General features: G+C 40.0%; 13 protein-coding genes and 1 pseudogene. 7 read left to right on the top strand and 7 right to left on the bottom strand.

Annotated features, from left to right (window positions below):
* Positions 1–159: 159 nt before the first annotated feature.
* Complete coding sequence (locus tag H5117_RS19520) at positions 160–2,382, bottom strand: NADP-dependent isocitrate dehydrogenase (RefSeq protein WP_182738943.1); 2,223 nt, start codon at positions 2,380–2,382, stop codon at positions 160–162.
* Between the two features lie 511 nt (positions 2,383–2,893).
* Complete coding sequence (gene cspD, locus H5117_RS19525) at positions 2,894–3,112, bottom strand: cold shock domain-containing protein CspD (protein ID WP_002962500.1); 219 nt, start codon at positions 3,110–3,112, stop codon at positions 2,894–2,896.
* A gap of 208 nt (positions 3,113–3,320) precedes the next feature.
* Here cspD and clpS point away from each other — a divergent pair, with 208 nt between their 5' ends.
* Positions 3,321–3,629: an ATP-dependent Clp protease adapter ClpS gene (gene clpS / locus H5117_RS19530; RefSeq protein ID WP_002962498.1), complete on the top strand. Its 309-nt coding sequence runs from the start codon at positions 3,321–3,323 to the stop codon at positions 3,627–3,629.
* A gap of 93 nt (positions 3,630–3,722) precedes the next feature.
* Positions 3,723–5,984 (top strand): ATP-dependent Clp protease ATP-binding subunit ClpA, encoded by a 2,262-nt coding sequence (gene clpA / locus H5117_RS19535; RefSeq protein ID WP_024595509.1) that lies wholly within the window; start codon positions 3,723–3,725, stop codon positions 5,982–5,984.
* A 214-nt stretch (positions 5,985–6,198) separates the two neighbouring features.
* Here the strand turns inward: clpA and infA are convergent, their stop codons facing one another.
* The 4 genes from infA to trxB all read right to left on the bottom strand — a co-directional run bounded on the left by infA (position 6,199) and on the right by trxB (position 8,969).
* The gene (infA, locus tag H5117_RS19540; protein ID WP_002962494.1) at positions 6,199–6,417 is read right to left on the bottom strand and encodes a translation initiation factor IF-1; all 219 of its coding nucleotides are present in this window, start codon (positions 6,415–6,417) and stop codon (positions 6,199–6,201) included.
* Positions 6,418–6,507: 90 nt separating this feature from the next.
* Positions 6,508–7,212 carry an arginyltransferase gene (locus H5117_RS19545; RefSeq protein WP_182738944.1) on the bottom strand — a complete coding sequence of 235 codons (705 nt, stop codon included), beginning with the start codon at positions 7,210–7,212 and terminating at the stop codon, positions 6,508–6,510.
* Positions 7,205–7,921, bottom strand: a complete 717-nt coding sequence (aat, locus tag H5117_RS19550; protein WP_024595507.1) for a leucyl/phenylalanyl-tRNA--protein transferase — start codon at positions 7,919–7,921, stop codon at positions 7,205–7,207. The genes H5117_RS19545 and aat overlap by 8 nt, the downstream gene beginning before the upstream one ends.
* Before the next feature lie 97 nt (positions 7,922–8,018).
* Positions 8,019–8,969: a thioredoxin-disulfide reductase gene (trxB, locus tag H5117_RS19555; protein ID WP_002962484.1), complete on the bottom strand. Its 951-nt coding sequence runs from the start codon at positions 8,967–8,969 to the stop codon at positions 8,019–8,021.
* A 287-nt stretch (positions 8,970–9,256) separates the two neighbouring features.
* Between trxB and pssA the strand changes: the two genes are divergently transcribed.
* Positions 9,257–10,582 carry a CDP-diacylglycerol--serine O-phosphatidyltransferase gene (gene pssA, locus H5117_RS19560; protein WP_182696494.1) on the top strand — a complete coding sequence of 442 codons (1,326 nt, stop codon included), beginning with the start codon at positions 9,257–9,259 and terminating at the stop codon, positions 10,580–10,582.
* A gap of 120 nt (positions 10,583–10,702) precedes the next feature.
* Here the strand turns inward: pssA and ald are convergent, their stop codons facing one another.
* Positions 10,703–11,824, bottom strand: a complete 1,122-nt coding sequence (gene ald / locus H5117_RS19565; RefSeq protein WP_182696493.1) for an alanine dehydrogenase — start codon at positions 11,822–11,824, stop codon at positions 10,703–10,705.
* A gap of 142 nt (positions 11,825–11,966) precedes the next feature.
* Here ald and lrp point away from each other — a divergent pair, with 142 nt between their 5' ends.
* The 4 genes and pseudogenes from lrp to H5117_RS19585 all read left to right on the top strand — a co-directional run.
* Entirely contained in the window at positions 11,967–12,446 is a 480-nt protein-coding gene (gene lrp, locus H5117_RS19570) for a leucine-responsive transcriptional regulator Lrp (protein ID WP_007582985.1), read from the top strand.
* Positions 12,447–12,619: 173 nt separating this feature from the next.
* On the top strand, positions 12,620–15,118 hold the full coding sequence (locus tag H5117_RS19575) for a DNA translocase FtsK (protein ID WP_024595504.1): 2,499 nt from the start codon (positions 12,620–12,622) through the stop codon (positions 15,116–15,118).
* Positions 15,115–15,741: an outer membrane lipoprotein chaperone LolA gene (lolA, locus tag H5117_RS19580; protein WP_138489158.1), complete on the top strand. Its 627-nt coding sequence runs from the start codon at positions 15,115–15,117 to the stop codon at positions 15,739–15,741. Before H5117_RS19575 ends, lolA begins: the two co-directional genes overlap by 4 nt.
* Positions 15,734–16,216: pseudogene (locus tag H5117_RS19585) on the top strand (AAA family ATPase); the annotation flags it as partial. The gene lolA and the pseudogene H5117_RS19585, both read left to right, overlap by 8 nt.
* Between the last annotated feature and the right edge of the window lie 5 nt (positions 16,217–16,221).

Here is a 16,221-nt window from a genome sequence, read left to right on the forward strand (position 1 = left end):
ATTAAATAATTAAATAATTAAATAATTAAATAATTAAATAAATAAATTTAATTATTCAAAGGCCGCTATTTTATAAATAGCGGCCTTTTTTTGTAAAGTTTAGAAATAAAAAAGCCGCTTACTTTTACAAGTAAGCGGCTTTTAAATTTAAACCGATATTTATACTAATTTAGCAAGAATATCGTTAAATGTAGTGCTTGGACGCATTGCTTTAAAGGCTGCATCATCGTTAGGCTGGAAGTAACCGCCTAAATCAACTGCAGGGCCTTGCGCATCGTTAAGTTCACTTACGATTTGCTCTTTATTAGACTCAAGGTCACTAGCGATTTGAGTAAACTGTGCTTTAAGTTCACTGTCATCATTTTGCTTAGCAAGTTCTTGTGCCCAGAATAAAGATAGGAAGAAATGAGAACCACGGTTATCAATTTCTTTCACTTTACGTGACGGCGATTTGTTTTCAGCAAGGAACGTACCTGTTGCTTTATCTAGGGTATCAGCAAGTACTTGTGCCTTGTTGTTACCAGCAGTTACGCTTAAGTGCTCAAGTGATGCAGCAAGTGCTAAAAATTCACCTAAAGAATCCCAACGTAAGTGGTTTTCTTTTTCGAATTGTTGAACATGCTTAGGTGCAGAACCACCCGCGCCAGTTTCAAATAAGCCACCACCGTTCATAAGTGGAACAATTGAAAGCATTTTAGCACTTGTACCCAATTCTAAAATTGGGAATAAATCTGTAAGGTAATCACGTAGTACGTTACCTGTTACAGAAATCGTGTCTTTACCTTCTTTAATGCGCGCTAATGAGAACAATGTTGCTTCAAGCGGTGCTAAAATTTGAATATCTAGGCCAGCTGTATCGTGATCTGGTAGGTATTTATTTACTTTTTTGATTAGCTGCGCATCATGTGCACGGTTTTCGTCTAACCAGAAAATAGCTGGAACGCCTGTTGCGCGTGCACGATTTACTGCAAGCTTAACCCAATCTTGAATTGGTGCGTCTTTAACCTGACACATACGCCAGATATCGCCTTGCTCAACACTGTGCTCAAGTAATGTATTACCATTTGCATCAACAACACGGATAGAACCGTCCGCTTTTGCTTCAAATGTTTTGTCGTGTGAACCGTATTCTTCAGCTTTTTGAGCCATAAGGCCAACGTTTGGAACGCTACCCATTGTTGTTGGATCAAACGCACCATTTTCTTTACAAAAATCGATAGTTGCTTGGTAAACACTTGAGTAACAGCGATCAGGAATTACAAAGCTAGTGTCTTGTAATTTACCATCGTTATTCCACATTTGACCGCTTGAACGGATTGCTGCAGGCATAGATGCATCGATGATCACGTCACTTGGTACGTGTAAGTTTGTAATACCACGGTCAGAATCAACCATAGCAATAGCAGGGCGGTTAGCGTAAACAGCTTGAATATCTGCTTCAATTTCTTCGCGCTTAGCATCGTCTAATGTTTGGATTTTAGAATATACGTCGCCTAAACCATTATTTACATCAACACCTAGCTCTTCAAAAAGCTCACCGTGTTTAGCAAATACATCTTTGTAGAATACTTTAACAGCGTGACCGAAGATGATTGGATCAGATACTTTCATCATTGTCGCTTTCATGTGAAGCGAGAACAAAACACCTTTCTCTTTAGCAGCGTCAATTTCTGCAGCTAAGAAAGCTTGAAGCTTAGAAGCGCTAATGCTTGATGCATCAATAACTTCGCCAGCTAAAAGAGGTGTGCTTTGTTTAAGAACAGTAACATCACCGTTAGTTGCAACATGTTCAATACGCACATCAGTGGCTGTATCAACAGTTACTGATTTTTCTGAACCGAAGAAATCGCCTTCGCTCATACTTGCAACGTAAGACTGAGAATCTTTGCTCCACGCACCCATTGAATGTGGGTTGTTACGTGCATATTCTTTTACAGAGCCTGGCGCGCGACGATCTGAGTTACCTTCACGTAGTACAGGGTTTACTGCACTGCCTTTAATTTTGTCGTAAGCCGCTTGAATTGCTTTTTCTTCATCATTTTTAGGTTCCACAGGGTATTCTGGAAGAGCGTAACCTTTTGCTTGAAGCTCTTTAATTACAGCGCGAAGCTGTGGTACAGATGCACTGATGTTTGGTAATTTGATGATGTTTGCTTCTGGTGTTTTAGCAAGCTCGCCAAGTTCAGCAAGTGCATCACCAATGCGTTGTTCTTTTGTTAAATAATCAGGGAAGCTAGCAATTACACGACCTGCTAATGATATGTCGCGAGTTTCAACTTCAACACCGGCCGCATTTGTATATGCTTGGATGATCGGTAGCAACGAATAAGTTGCTAGTGCCGGAGCTTCGTCCGTTTTTGTATAGATAATTTTTGATGTCATCATCATTCCTAGATAGTCGACCGATAAGGTCTTATTCAACAATGCAAAGAAAATCATTACTTATGAGTGAGTACATATTATTAAACAAGTTAATAAACACGTACGCTCGTAATGAGTAGTTTGTTAGGTGTTGGTACTCAGCGTTGCTCTTTTATAAAAGCAGAATAGTCACACCTGACGAACTGGAATCGTATTTATAGCTAAAAAATTAACAAAAATAAATCAGCCTTTAGCCTAGTACATATAAAAGAGGCGATAAGGTGTTATGCGCAATTTTTAGCACCAAGAGTGTAACAAGCTTAAATAAAAAGGGCTAGAGTTTGAGCATGCCCAATAAGCAGTTAAACAATCAACTCTTAGAACATTGGGGTATATAAAATAAATTCAAGGAAAAGGGTTGAATTTGAATGAAAAGAGGCAATAAATAAGAGAAGAAGAGATAAGTTAGTATGCTTAAGGAATTAAGCGAGGATCTTAAAAGGTCGCTCGCTTTAGTCGAACAAAACAATCGTCACTCAATAATGTCACCATCTGGGGCAATATTTTTAGCGTGTAGGCCTTTAGGCCCTTGTTCTAATTCGAATGTTACATCTTGACCAGCTTTAAGCGTTTTATAGCCGTCCATTACAATCGTTGAGTAATGAGCGAAGATATCATTCTCGCAGCCGTCTTCTACGATGAAACCAAAACCTTTGGCGTTGTTGAACCATTTAACTTTACCACAAGCCATACTTCTACATCCTTCAATAAGTTGACTAATTTAGTTATTCTAAACCGTATAATTTGCTAGACTGACTAAGGTTTAATCAATCTATGTTTGACTGTAGTTTATTTAGCCAACCAGTCAAGTGTTTTGAGTTATTTTTTAACATTTTATTTATTTTTTATTCAAGTTTGCTTGAGTTACAAAGACAAGACTATATTTAATTATGAGTGGTATGAAAGATTCAGGTGTTATCGACACAGTTCGCGACAGTGAAAAGCAAAAGCTACAGCCGCCGCGAAAATATAAAGTTGTTTTAAATAACGACGACTACACGCCGATGGACTTCGTAATTGAAGTTTTAACGACGTTTTTTAATATGGATAGCGATAGAGCAACCGATGTGATGCTTCAGGTTCATGAAAAAGGTAAGGGTATTTGCGGTGTTTACAGCGCCGATGTTGCCCACACCAAAGTTGAACAAGTTAACCGTTACTCACGGGATAACGAGCATCCACTGCTTTGTAGTTGTGAGCAGGAATAATACCAATTTAATACAATTGGTATAAATACCAATTAGGGTGATCAAACATCCGATTGTTGTGGTATAAATTATTATCTCAGTAAGGGGTTGCCAATGCTAAACAAAGACTTAGAACTCACTTTAAATGCCGCGTTTCGTGAAGCGCGCACTCGCCGTCATGAGTTTATGACCGTAGAGCACCTTTTACTTGCGCTATTAGATAATCCTTCTGCAGGAGAAGCCTTAAACGCGTGTGGTGTTAATCTTTCAGGCTTAAAAACCGAATTATTAGAATTTATTGACGAAACAACACCTGTCATCCCAGATTTAGAAGAAGAGCGTGAAACTCAGCCAACGCTTGGTTTTCAGCGTGTATTACAACGTGCTGTGTTTCATGTGCAATCGTCAGGAAAAAACGAAGTGACGGGTGTCAATGTACTGGTTGCTATTTTTTCAGAGCAAGAGAGCCAAGCTGTTTATTTACTTAAAAAGCATGATGTATCGCGCTTAGATATTGTTAACTTTATTTCGCACGGCATTTCAAAAGCTGATGATGAACTAGGCGACGACAGCGATGATATACATGAAGAAGTGCAAGAAGTTCAAAACGAAGAAGCAAGTAAGCTAGACAGCTTTACAACTAACTTAAACGCTCAGGCTCGTGAAGGTAATATTGACCCATTGATTGGGCGCGACAGCGAAGTAGAGCGCACGGTACAAGTATTGTGTCGTCGTAAAAAGAATAACCCATTACTTGTTGGTGAAGCGGGCGTTGGTAAAACAGCCATTGCTGAAGGTTTAGCGTACCGTATTGTGAACGAGCAAGTACCAGAAGTAATTGCAGATGCAGTTGTGTACTCACTAGATATGGGGGCATTGCTTGCAGGTACTAAATACCGTGGCGATTTTGAAAAACGCTTTAAAAGCTTATTAAAAGAGCTCCAGGCACAACCTGGGTCTATTTTATTTATTGATGAAATACATACCATAATAGGTGCTGGCGCAGCGTCTGGTGGCGTTATGGACGCTTCAAACTTACTTAAACCACTTCTTTCAAGTGGTAAGTTACGCTGTATGGGTTCAACCACTTACAATGAGTATAAAAATATTTTTGAGAAAGACCGTGCATTAGTACGCCGTTTTCAAAAAATTGATGTACTTGAACCAAGTGTTGCTGATACCACTAAAATTTTAAATGGATTAAAAGAGCGTTACGAAGAGCACCATGGTATTCGCTACACTCAAAAAGCATTAAAAGCAGCTGCTGAACTTAGTGCTAAATACATTAATGAGCGCCACTTGCCAGATAAAGCAATTGATGTAATTGATGAAGCGGGCGCTAACCAACGTTTACAGCCTAGTTCTAAACGTAAAAAAACCATTGGTGTGGCTGATATAGAGCTAATAATATCGAAGATGGCACGTATTCCACCACAAAATGTGTCTTCAACAGATAAAGAGACGCTTAAAAATCTAGACCGTAACCTTAAAATGCTGGTGTTTGGACAAGATCAATCTATTGATGCGCTTACATCGGCTATTCGTTTATCTCGCTCAGGTTTATCAAGCGAAGAAAAACCAGTGGGTTCGTTCTTGTTTGCAGGCCCAACAGGTGTTGGTAAAACAGAAGTAACTAAGCAACTTGCTAAATGTATGGGTGTTGAGTTTATTCGTTTTGATATGTCTGAGTATGTAGAGCGCCACGCAATCAGCCGACTAATTGGTGCTCCACCAGGATATGTTGGTTTTGAGCAAGGCGGGTTATTAACCGAGGCGGTTATTAAAAACCCACATGCGGTTGTACTTTTAGATGAGATTGAAAAAGCGCATCCAGATATTTACAATATTTTACTACAAGTTATGGATCACGGTACGTTAACCGATAATAACGGTCGTAAAGCTGATTTTAGAAATGTAGTGGTTGTAATGACTACCAATGCGGGCGTACAAGAAACTACGCGTAAGTCGATTGGTTTTACAGAGCAAGATCACACGCACGATGCAATGGGCGAAATTAATAAAGTATTTTCGCCAGAATTTAGAAACCGTTTAGATAACATTATTTGGTTTAATCACCTTGAACGTGAAGTTATTTTACTGGTGGTTGATAAATTTATTGTGGAACTGCAAGCTCAGCTTGATAAAAAATCGGTTAATCTTGAGCTTACGCCTAAAGCGCGTGAATGGCTCGCAGATAAAGGTTATGACAAGGCTATGGGTGCACGACCAATGGCACGTGTTATTCAAGAAGAGCTTAAAAAGCAATTAGCTAATGAAATACTGTTTGGTGAACTTGTTGATGGCGGTACAGTTAAAGTATCGGTTAAAGACAAGAAGATTCGCTTTGATTACGAGAGCAATTTAACGCCAGCGTAAAACGTTAATTGCACAACTAAGTTAAATAAAAATGGCCCGCTAAATAATAGCGGGCCATTTTTTTGCCATTTTTATAGGCAACAAAAAACCCAGTAAAAACTGGGTTTTTTGTTTATTAAATGTAATTGCTAGTCAATGTCTATCAATTACATTTAATAAACGCTTAAAGCTAGTAAAACACTAGCCAAAAACTAAATCTCGTTTACGCACTTACTTAGCGAGCACGGAATACGATACGACCCTTTGATAAATCGTAAGGAGTCATTTCTACCGTTACTTTATCGCCGGTTAAAATACGGATATAGTTTTTGCGCATTTTGCCTGAAATGTGAGCCACAACTACGTGACCATTTTCTAGCTCAACTCGGAACATTGTATTTGGTAAAGTATCAAGGACTGTCCCTTGCATTTCGATTACGTCTTCTTTCGCCATGTTTAGCGTAACACCTCTTTAATAGTTAAACGCTGCAGATTTTGCCCAAAATACTCCAATAAGTAAAGGCGCAGGGGCTATATTTGCAAATTAAATAGCCACCCACTCATCATTGAGCTGTTTTTGAGCTGGTAAAAACTGAGTTTTGTACTTCATTTTATCGCATTCGTCAATTTGATAGCCTAAGTACACGTATTGCTTATTTTGCTCTTTTGCAAATTTAAGCTGCTCTAATATCATCACAGAGCCTAAACTATAGTGTTCAAAGTCGGGGTCAAAAAAAGTATAAATTGCAGAAATAGAGTTGTTCATACAATCAGTTACGGCAACTGCGGCTAAAGTATCTTGGTGCCATAGTTCAATAAATGTGATTTTGAGCCAACTGCAAAGTAAAAAGCTTTGAAACTGTTCTTTTTCAGGAGGATACATACTTCCATCCTGATGGCGCATCGTTATGTATTTACTATAGAGCGGATAATACTCAGGGCGTTCTTGCGTCGAGTATTTCACTTCAAACTGGTTTTTTGCTTTGTTTAGTTTACGTTTTTGCGATTTTGAAGGGATAAAGTCTTGTGCTAATACACGTACAGAATTACATGCACTGCATATTGGGCAGTGTGGACGATATATTTGGTTACCACTGCGACGAAACCCTAAGCCTAATAATGACTCAAATTTGTCTGTGCTGTAGCAACTAGGATCAAGAATAACTAATAGTTGCTCTTGTCTGTTGGGTAAATAACTACAGTCAAATTCTTGGGTTAAACCAACACGTGCAGGAAGTTGCTCATTCATAGATTGCGTCAAGTTCTTGTGGCTCCCACATAATAGGATTAATAATATAGTTATGTGCAGCTTTTAGTTTAGTCAAAAATGTTGAGCGGGGGATTACTTGTGCACCTAAGGTCATTAAATAAGGGTTTTCTAACTGGCAATCAATAAAATGCGCATTATGACGTTTAAGCCAATTTACCAGTGCCCACATAGCAAGCTTTGAGCAATTGGTTTGATGATGAAACATTGATTCACCACAAAAAACACCATTTTGCATAATACCGTATAAGCCACCTGCAAGCTCTCCGTTGCTCCACACTTCTAAGCTATGGGCAATGCCAGCATTATGTGCATTAACGTAAGCGTTGAGCATGTCAGAGGTGATCCAAGTGCCATCGGTATCAAGGCGTTGATCGCGACAAGCTTCTATTACCTCCTCAAAGGCATTATTAATGGTTACTTTTACAGGGTGCTTTTTTAAATGTTTACGCAGGCTCTTACTTATATGAAAATCATCCAGTTCAAAAATCCCGCGTTCGCTCGGTGACCACCACATAATAGGCTCATCTTCGCTAAACCAAGGGAATATTCCGCTTTTGTATGCATTACTTAGGCGAGGTAAACTTAAATCCCCGCCAATTGCTAACAAGCCATCAGGGGATTCTAATGCGTATTCCGGATTGGGGAATGCTATATCGGTTTCACTTAATTGGTATAGCTGATTTCTCATACAGTACTTATTTTATAATTGATCGTAAAAGTGTAACTATATTTTAGACATAAAAAAAGGGCTGAATAATCAGCCCTATTATAATTTATTTAATTGCTTATAAATTATCTAAGAAACGCTCTGCATCAAGGGCAGCCATACAGCCTGTACCCGCTGATGTGATTGCTTGACGGTAAATGTGGTCAGACACATCACCTGCAGCAAAAACGCCCTCTACACTTGTTTGAGTTGCGTTACCATTCAATCCAGACTCTACAACTAAGTAGCCATCTTTCATTTCTAGTTGACCAACAAACATATCTGTATTTGGCTTATGACCAATAGCAATAAATACACCGGCTAAATCTAGCTCTTGTGTTGCATCAGAGTGTGCATCTTTAATACGAATGCCAGTTACGCCCATTTGGTCGCCTAATACTTCGTCAAGCGTGCGGTTGTAATGTAAAACAACGTTACCGTTAGCTGCTTTTTCAGCAAGGCGGTCTGCAAGTATTTTTTCACTACGGAAACTATCACGGCGGTGAATAACATGTACTTCGTCAGCAATGTTAGATAAGTATAGCGCTTCTTCAACCGCTGTATTACCACCACCAACAACCGCTACTTTCTGACCTTTATAGAAAAAGCCATCACATGTAGCACACGCTGAAACGCCACGGCCTTGGAAATTAGTTTCAGACTCTAAGCCTAAGTATTTAGCAGAAGCACCTGTTGCAATGATTAACGCATCACATGTGTAAGTACCTTGGTCGCCAGTTAGTGTGAAAGGGCGCTTAGATACATCTACTTTATTGATGTGATCGAATATGATTTCAGTTTCAAAGCGCTCAGCGTGCTCTTTCATACGATCCATTAATGCAGGGCCCGTTAAGCCGTGTGCATCACCAGGCCAGTTTTCAACTTCAGTCGTGGTTGTTAATTGACCACCTTGTTGAATGCCTGTAATTAAAACAGGGTTTAAATTTGCACGTGCTGCATATACTGCGGCAGTATAACCAGCTGGGCCAGAGCCTAAAATTAGTAGCTTGCAATGTTTTGCTTCAGTCATTATTTTTTCCTAAACGTTTAATACGGTCTTTAATGCGCTCGATTCTAAGAAAATCAAGGCGGATGTAAACAAAATCCGCGATTATTTTTTTTCGCAAATCGAAAAGCTGTGCAGTATTGTGTACTAGAGCTCAGTACTTTTACAGTTAAAACACCTAAGTAGCTCAATAAATAGACTAACAGGCAACAAAACAGCGTTAATTCATGACCCCTTTGATTTTTTTTGTTATGTTTTACCTAATTTTATTTGTCACTGATAGATTATGTGACCTAAGCGAATAGGCAACTATGTTATTTTGGCAGGAAAAACCCGCATTCGGGTTGACTTCAAAAGACGTTAACGTCTTAACCAATGCGCAAGATTACCGAACGCAATTGCTACGTTTGATAGCTAATGCAAAAAAACGAATTTATATCACAGCGCTTTATTTACAGGATGACGAAGCAGGCCGCGAGATTTTAGAAGCCTTGCATCGAGTATCATTAGAGAACCCTGCGCTTGATGTAAAAGTGCTGGTGGATTTTCATCGTGCGCAACGTGGTTTAATTGGTGCAGAGAAGTCTGATGGTAACGCAAGTTTATACTGTGACGATTTAGAAAAGTTTAAATCGAACGTACAAGTTTATGGCGTACCTGTAAAAGCTAAAGAATTATTTGGCGTATTACATTTAAAGGGTTTTGTCATTGACGATACCTTACTTTACAGTGGCGCAAGCTTAAACAATGTGTATTTGCAGTATAACGAGCGTTACAGACTCGATCGTTACTTTTTAATAACGCAGAGCGAGCTGTGTGACTCAGTGGTTGATTTTATAGAGACAAAGCTAATTAGCTCCGATGCTGTGCCACGCATAGACACACGACCGCTTAAGCGTTTACACGACTTCAAACTTGATCAAAAGCAATTAATGCGTGATTTAAAAGTCGCAAGTTATAACGCAGCAAAGCAACTAAATACGCAAGCATTAGGTATTCGTTTGTTTTTAGGGCTTGGTCGTCGTAATAACGAGTTAAATCGTTTAATAAAAGCGTTATTTGATACCACAGAGCAAGAGCTTGTGTTGTATACGCCATACTTTAATTTTCCGGCGCCACTTATGCGATCACTGCGCCGATTATTAAAGCAAGGCAAGCAAGTGACTATTGTGGTAGGGGATAAAACAGCAAATGACTTTTATTTACCGCCAAGCGAGCCGTTTAGTAAAATAGGGGCATTACCTTATTTATACGAAACTATTTTGCATAAGTTTGTAAAAACGCAAAAACGCCACATCGATAACGGTAATTTAAATGTGTATCTGTGGAAAGATGAAAGTAATTCGTTTCATTTAAAAGGTATTTGTTCAGATAGAACAAAACATTTACTGAGTGGGCATAACTTAAATCCGCGTGCATGGGGTCTTGATATCGAAAACGGTATTTTAATAGAAGATCCAGAGCAAACAATTATGGATGCTATTGATAACGAAAAGCAGGAAATTTTACAACACTGCCGCCGTTTAACAGGCCCAGATGATTTAGAAACAATGGATGATTACCCGCAGCCAGTTAAAAAACTACTAGGCCAAGCTAAGCGCGTAAAAGTAGATTTTATAATTAAGCGTTTTATCTAAATAAGTTTATATAAATCTGAAATTTAAATATAAAAAAAAGCAGCTAATTAGCTGCTTTTTTTATGGGTTGTAGTTAGGTTACTATATTATTTAATACCAACCTAACTACGAAACGCTAAATTATGCGTTTTCTACTGCTGTGCGTGGGTCAACATATTCCATGTTGAACGCTTCAGCTACTTCTTTGTAAGTTACTTGGCCTTTAATTACGTTTAAGCCTTTTAAGAAGTGAGCGTCATCTAGTAGCGCCTTTTTATAACCTTTGTTTGCAAGGTTAATGATGAAAGGCAATGTTGCATTGTTAAGTGCAAACGTAGATGTGCGTGGAACAGCACCTGGCATGTTAGCAACACAGTAGTGAACAACTTCATCAACGATGAAAGTTGGATCAGCATGCGTCGTTGCTTTAGAAGTAGCAATACAGCCACCTTGGTCGATTGCAACGTCAACAATTGCAGAACCAGGTTTCATTGCTTTAATGTGCTCAGCAGTTACTAGTTTAGGTGCAGCTGCACCAGGGATCAGTACACCACCGATTACTAAATCAGCTTCTAGTACGTGTTTTTCTAGTGCATCAGCAGTTGAGTAAATAGCTTTTACTTTATTACCAAATTGCGCATCTAGTGCACGTAATACGTCGATGTTACGATCAAGCACTACAACTTCAGCACCAAGGCCAACAGCCATTTGAGCTGCGCTACGACCAACCATGCCGCCGCCAATAACAACAACTTTAGCAGCTTCAACGCCTGGTACGCCGCCTAGTAGCATGCCACGACCGTGGTTAGATTTTTCAAGCGCTTGTGCACCAGCTTGAATAGACATACGACCAGCAACTTCGCTCATAGGAGCAAGAAGCGGTAAACCACCGCGAGAGTCAGTTACAGTTTCGTATGCAATACAAATAGCTTTGCTTTTTACAAGGTCTTCAGTTTGTGGAAGATCAGGTGCAAGGTGTAAGTAAGTGAAAAGAATTTGGTCTTCACGTAGCATTGCACGTTCAACAGCTTGTGGCTCTTTTACTTTTACAATCATGTCTGCTTTAGCGAAAACGTCAGCAGCAGTTGCTAAAATTTCAGCACCCGCTAGCGTGTAATCTTCGTTAGTAAAACCAATGCCCATGCCTGCATCAGTTTCTACAATCACTTGGTGACCGTGGTTTACTAATTCACGAACACTTGCAGGAACCATACCTACACGGTATTCATGGTTTTTAATTTCTTTAGGAACACCAATAATCATATCATTTGCCTTATTAAGAACGGATTAACATTTTCCACTATTATATTCATCATAAGCCCGTATGTCTCACCTTTTTTAAACTCAAATCTAGTGTTATCATCTAGATAATAAAAATAAACAGCATAAAAAACTAGTTGGCACTATGCATCAATTATTAGATAGAATTGACCGTAAAATTTTAATGGAATTACAACACGATGGACGCTTGTCGAACGTAGAACTGGCCAGACGAGTTGGCCTAAGCGCCACGCCCTGCTTGGAGCGAGTAAAAAAGCTAGAACGAGAAGGTTATATACTTGGCTATAAAGCGGTGGTCGATCCCGCTAAGCTTGGGCAAGGTTTATCGGTGTATGTAGAAGTAACGATTACTAAAACATCTCCCGACGTATTTGATGAGTTTAGTGCTGCGGTTAAAAAGCACGAAGAAATTATTGAATGTCATTTAGTATCGGGTAATTTTGATTTTTTACTTAAAACGCGCGTAAATGATATGTCAGAATACCGTGGCGTATTAGGCGACATACTATTGAAACTGCCAAACGTAAGTGAAAGCCGAACTTATGTAGTAATGGAAGAAGTAAAAGGTGAAGAAGGCGTAATTATTCGTCCTTATATTACTTGAGGTTATTTATATTAACTGCGTCATTTGCTTATATAAGCTCAAATTATAAAAACTTGTTCATAATCAGGCCATCAAGGTTAAGATAAAGTGCAACAAATTGCATTTCCTGCTAAGGTATTTCACTGCTAAGTAAGTGTGAATAAAAATAGAATAATAAAGAGGAATAGGGAACTATGCGCCTAAACGGTGTGCAAAGACTATTAGAAACAGGGCTGATTATCAGCACCTTTACGGCAATATTTATTTTATGTGCCTTGATCAGCTTTGATCCAGCAGATGCTGCATGGTCGCAAACTAGTTTTAGCGAAGTAAGCAACATCACAGGAGCAGCCGGTGCATGGATAGCCGACATTTTATTACTCACCTTTGGTTGGTTGGCTTACTTAGTGCCAGCGGCCATTCAGCTATTTGGCTACTTGCTATTTAAACAACCTCACCGCATTTTACAGCTTGATTACACTACCTTAGCGCTGCGTGTTATTGGTTTTGCCTTATTTATTACCTCAGCTACCGCTATTAGTAGTATTAATTTCGACGATATTTATAACTTTTCATCGGGTGGGGTAGTGGGCGATGTTATTGCATCAGCCATGATGCCTGCGTTTAACTTTACCGGTACATCTATATTATTGCTGTGTTTCTTTTTTGCAGGGCTTACCTTATTGACGGGAGTATCGTGGGTTGATTTTGTAGATTACCTTGGCGATTTAATGGTTAGGCTTTATCGCTATGTTGTATCGTATGCAAAAGGCTGGATGCACCGAGAACATACTGCAGGTAAAGTAAATAATAACGATGAAGCAGACGCCCATTTTGAAGACGATATAAAAGAGCAGATAGAGCTGCCTACATCAGCTAAAAAAGCAGATAAACAAAAAGCAATAGATAAGCCTCAAACACCATTTAGTGAACCACAAATCAGTGATGACTTTATGCCGTTTGATGAACTTGACGATATACTCGATCAAGAAATTGGCTTTAGCGCAATAGATGACGAACCAATGGACACGGCTGCTGCATTAAATGCGCTTGATCAAAGCCCAGTTGTGGAGCCTGAAAAACCAGTTACAACGGTGGTATCGCCAGCAAGACCAATGCCTAAACCAAAAGCGCAATATCAACCACCACCAACGGCAAAAGAAAAGTTTGAGCAATTATTAACGCAAGAGCCACCACCAGGGCCATTACCATCGCTCGATTTACTCGACAGACCGGATAAAGCTAAAAACCCAATTTCGCAAGAAGAGCTTGATAGCGTATCGCGCCTAGTAGAGACAAAACTTCTCGACTTTAACGTACAAGCAACCGTAGTAGCGGTATACCCAGGCCCCGTTGTTACGCGTTTTGAGCTAGATTTAGCGCCAGGTATTAAAGTGTCTAAAATTACAGGCTTAGCTAAAGATTTAGCCCGTTCGCTTTCGGCAATTAGTGTACGTGTTGTAGAAGTTATCCCAGGTAAAACCTATGTTGGTATTGAGCTTCCAAATAAACACCGTGAAATAGTTCGTTTATCAGAAGTAATAAACGCCCCTAAATTTGAGCAAAATCCGTCGCCTCTTACCATGGTGCTTGGTAAAGACATTGCTGGTCAGCCCGTATGTGCTGACTTAGGTAAAATGCCACATTTATTGGTAGCCGGTACAACTGGTTCAGGTAAATCAGTGGGCGTTAATGTCATGATAGTAAGCTTGCTTTACAAATCGGGTCCTGACGATGTACGTATGATCATGATTGACCCTAAAATGCTTGAGCTTTCAGTATACGAAGGCATTCCGCATTTATTGTGTGAAGTAGTTACCGATATGAAAGAAGCTGCTAACGCACTGCGTTGGTGTGTAGGCGAAATGGAACGTCGTTATAAATTAATGTCAGCATTGGGTGTGCGTAACTTAAAAGGTTACAACCAAAAAGTGCTTGAAGCCAATGAAGCGGGTTACCCAATTCTTGATCCATTATTTAAAGACACCGATGGCATGAAAGAAGGCCCCGACGAGCTAGGTAAATTACCAAGTATTGTTGTAGTAATAGACGAATTTGCCGACATGATGATGATTGTAGGTAAAAAAGTAGAAGAACTTATTGCACGTATTGCTCAAAAAGCACGTGCGGCAGGGATTCACTTAGTGCTTGCTACGCAGCGCCCGTCAGTTGATGTAATTACCGGCTTAATTAAAGCTAATATTCCAACACGTATGGCGTTTCAGGTATCGAGCAAAATAGATTCACGGACAATACTTGACCAACAAGGCGCAGAAAACTTACTAGGCATGGGCGACATGCTTTATTTACCGCCAGGCACTAGCGTACCAGAGCGTGTGCATGGCGCGTTTGTAGACGACCACGAAGTACACGCCGTAGTAAACGATTGGAAAGCACGTGCTAAACCAAATTACATTGACGAAATACTCAATGGCGATGCCACTGAAGATATTTTATTACCGGGTGAAGCTAGCGAAAATGCAGATGAAGAATCTGATCCGTTATACGACGAAGCTGTGTCGTTTGTAATTGAAACCGGCAAAGTATCGGTATCGTCAGTGCAACGTAAATTACGTGTTGGCTATAACCGCGCAGCACGTTTAGTAGAACAAATGGAAACATCGGGTATCGTGAGTTCACCAGGTCATAACGGTGCTCGCGATGTATTAGTACCTAATGGAGCAAATTCATGAAAAAAGTTAACGCCTTATTATTAGTGTTAGGCAGCGTACTTGCCGCACCAAGCTTTGCAGACGACAGCCAAGCATTACAAGACAGACTTGCCACTTTAAAAAGCTTTAAAGCGCAGTTTGCACAACAAGTAACAGACAAAGAAGGCCAAGCAGTTATGCAAGGCGAGGGCACAATAGCGCTTCAACAGCCTATGATGATTCGCTGGCAGCAAACTAATCCAGACGATACGTTATTTGTATCAAACGGTGATAAAACATATTACTTCGACAGCTTTGCTGAGCAAGTAACAATTATGAAAACCAGCAGCCTAATCGACTCAACACCATTTGTGCTACTGACATCAAAAGACCCAGCACAGTGGGAAAAATACAGCGTACTTGCAACAAGTACAGGCTTTAGCGTAACGCCAAATAAAGGCGTAGAAAGCCAAGTAGAACAACTTGATATAGCATTTGCGGGTAACGAGCAAGGGCTTGCTAAACTAGTGGTTACCGACAACTCAGGGCAGCTATCGTCATTTACGTTTAACAATGCCCAAGTTAATACGCCGCTTGATCAAAGCACTTTTGAATTTACGCCTCCTGAAGGTGTTGAAATAGACGATCAGAGTAACGGTGAGTAATTTAGGTTTTAATTTTGGGCCCGATGTACGCCCACTTGCTGCGCGTATGCGCCCTACAACGCTTGATGAATACATTGGTCAGCAGCACTTATTAAGTGCTGATAAACCACTGCATCAAGCCATTGTCGCGGGGCGATGCCATAGTTTAATTTTATGGGGTCCGCCTGGTGTTGGTAAAACAACACTTGCGCAAATAATTGCCAACCATGCTGATGCCTCACTTATTCAAATGTCGGCGGTAACTGCAGGCGTAAAAGATATACGCGACAGCGTAACGCAAGCGCGGGACAACCTAGAAAGCCGTGGCCAACGCACCCTTACTGTTGTTGACGAAGTTCATCGCTGTGATAAATCCCAACGAGATGCCTTTTTACCGAACAAAGACGACGGCACCTTGAGATTTGTTGGTGCGACCACAGATATCCCATCGTTTGCCCAAAACAGCGGTATATTGTCGCGTGAACGCGTGTATGTTTAAAA

Source organism: Pseudoalteromonas sp. SG45-1, assembly GCF_014164135.1.
Lineage (GTDB): Bacteria > Pseudomonadota > Gammaproteobacteria > Enterobacterales > Alteromonadaceae > Pseudoalteromonas > Pseudoalteromonas distincta.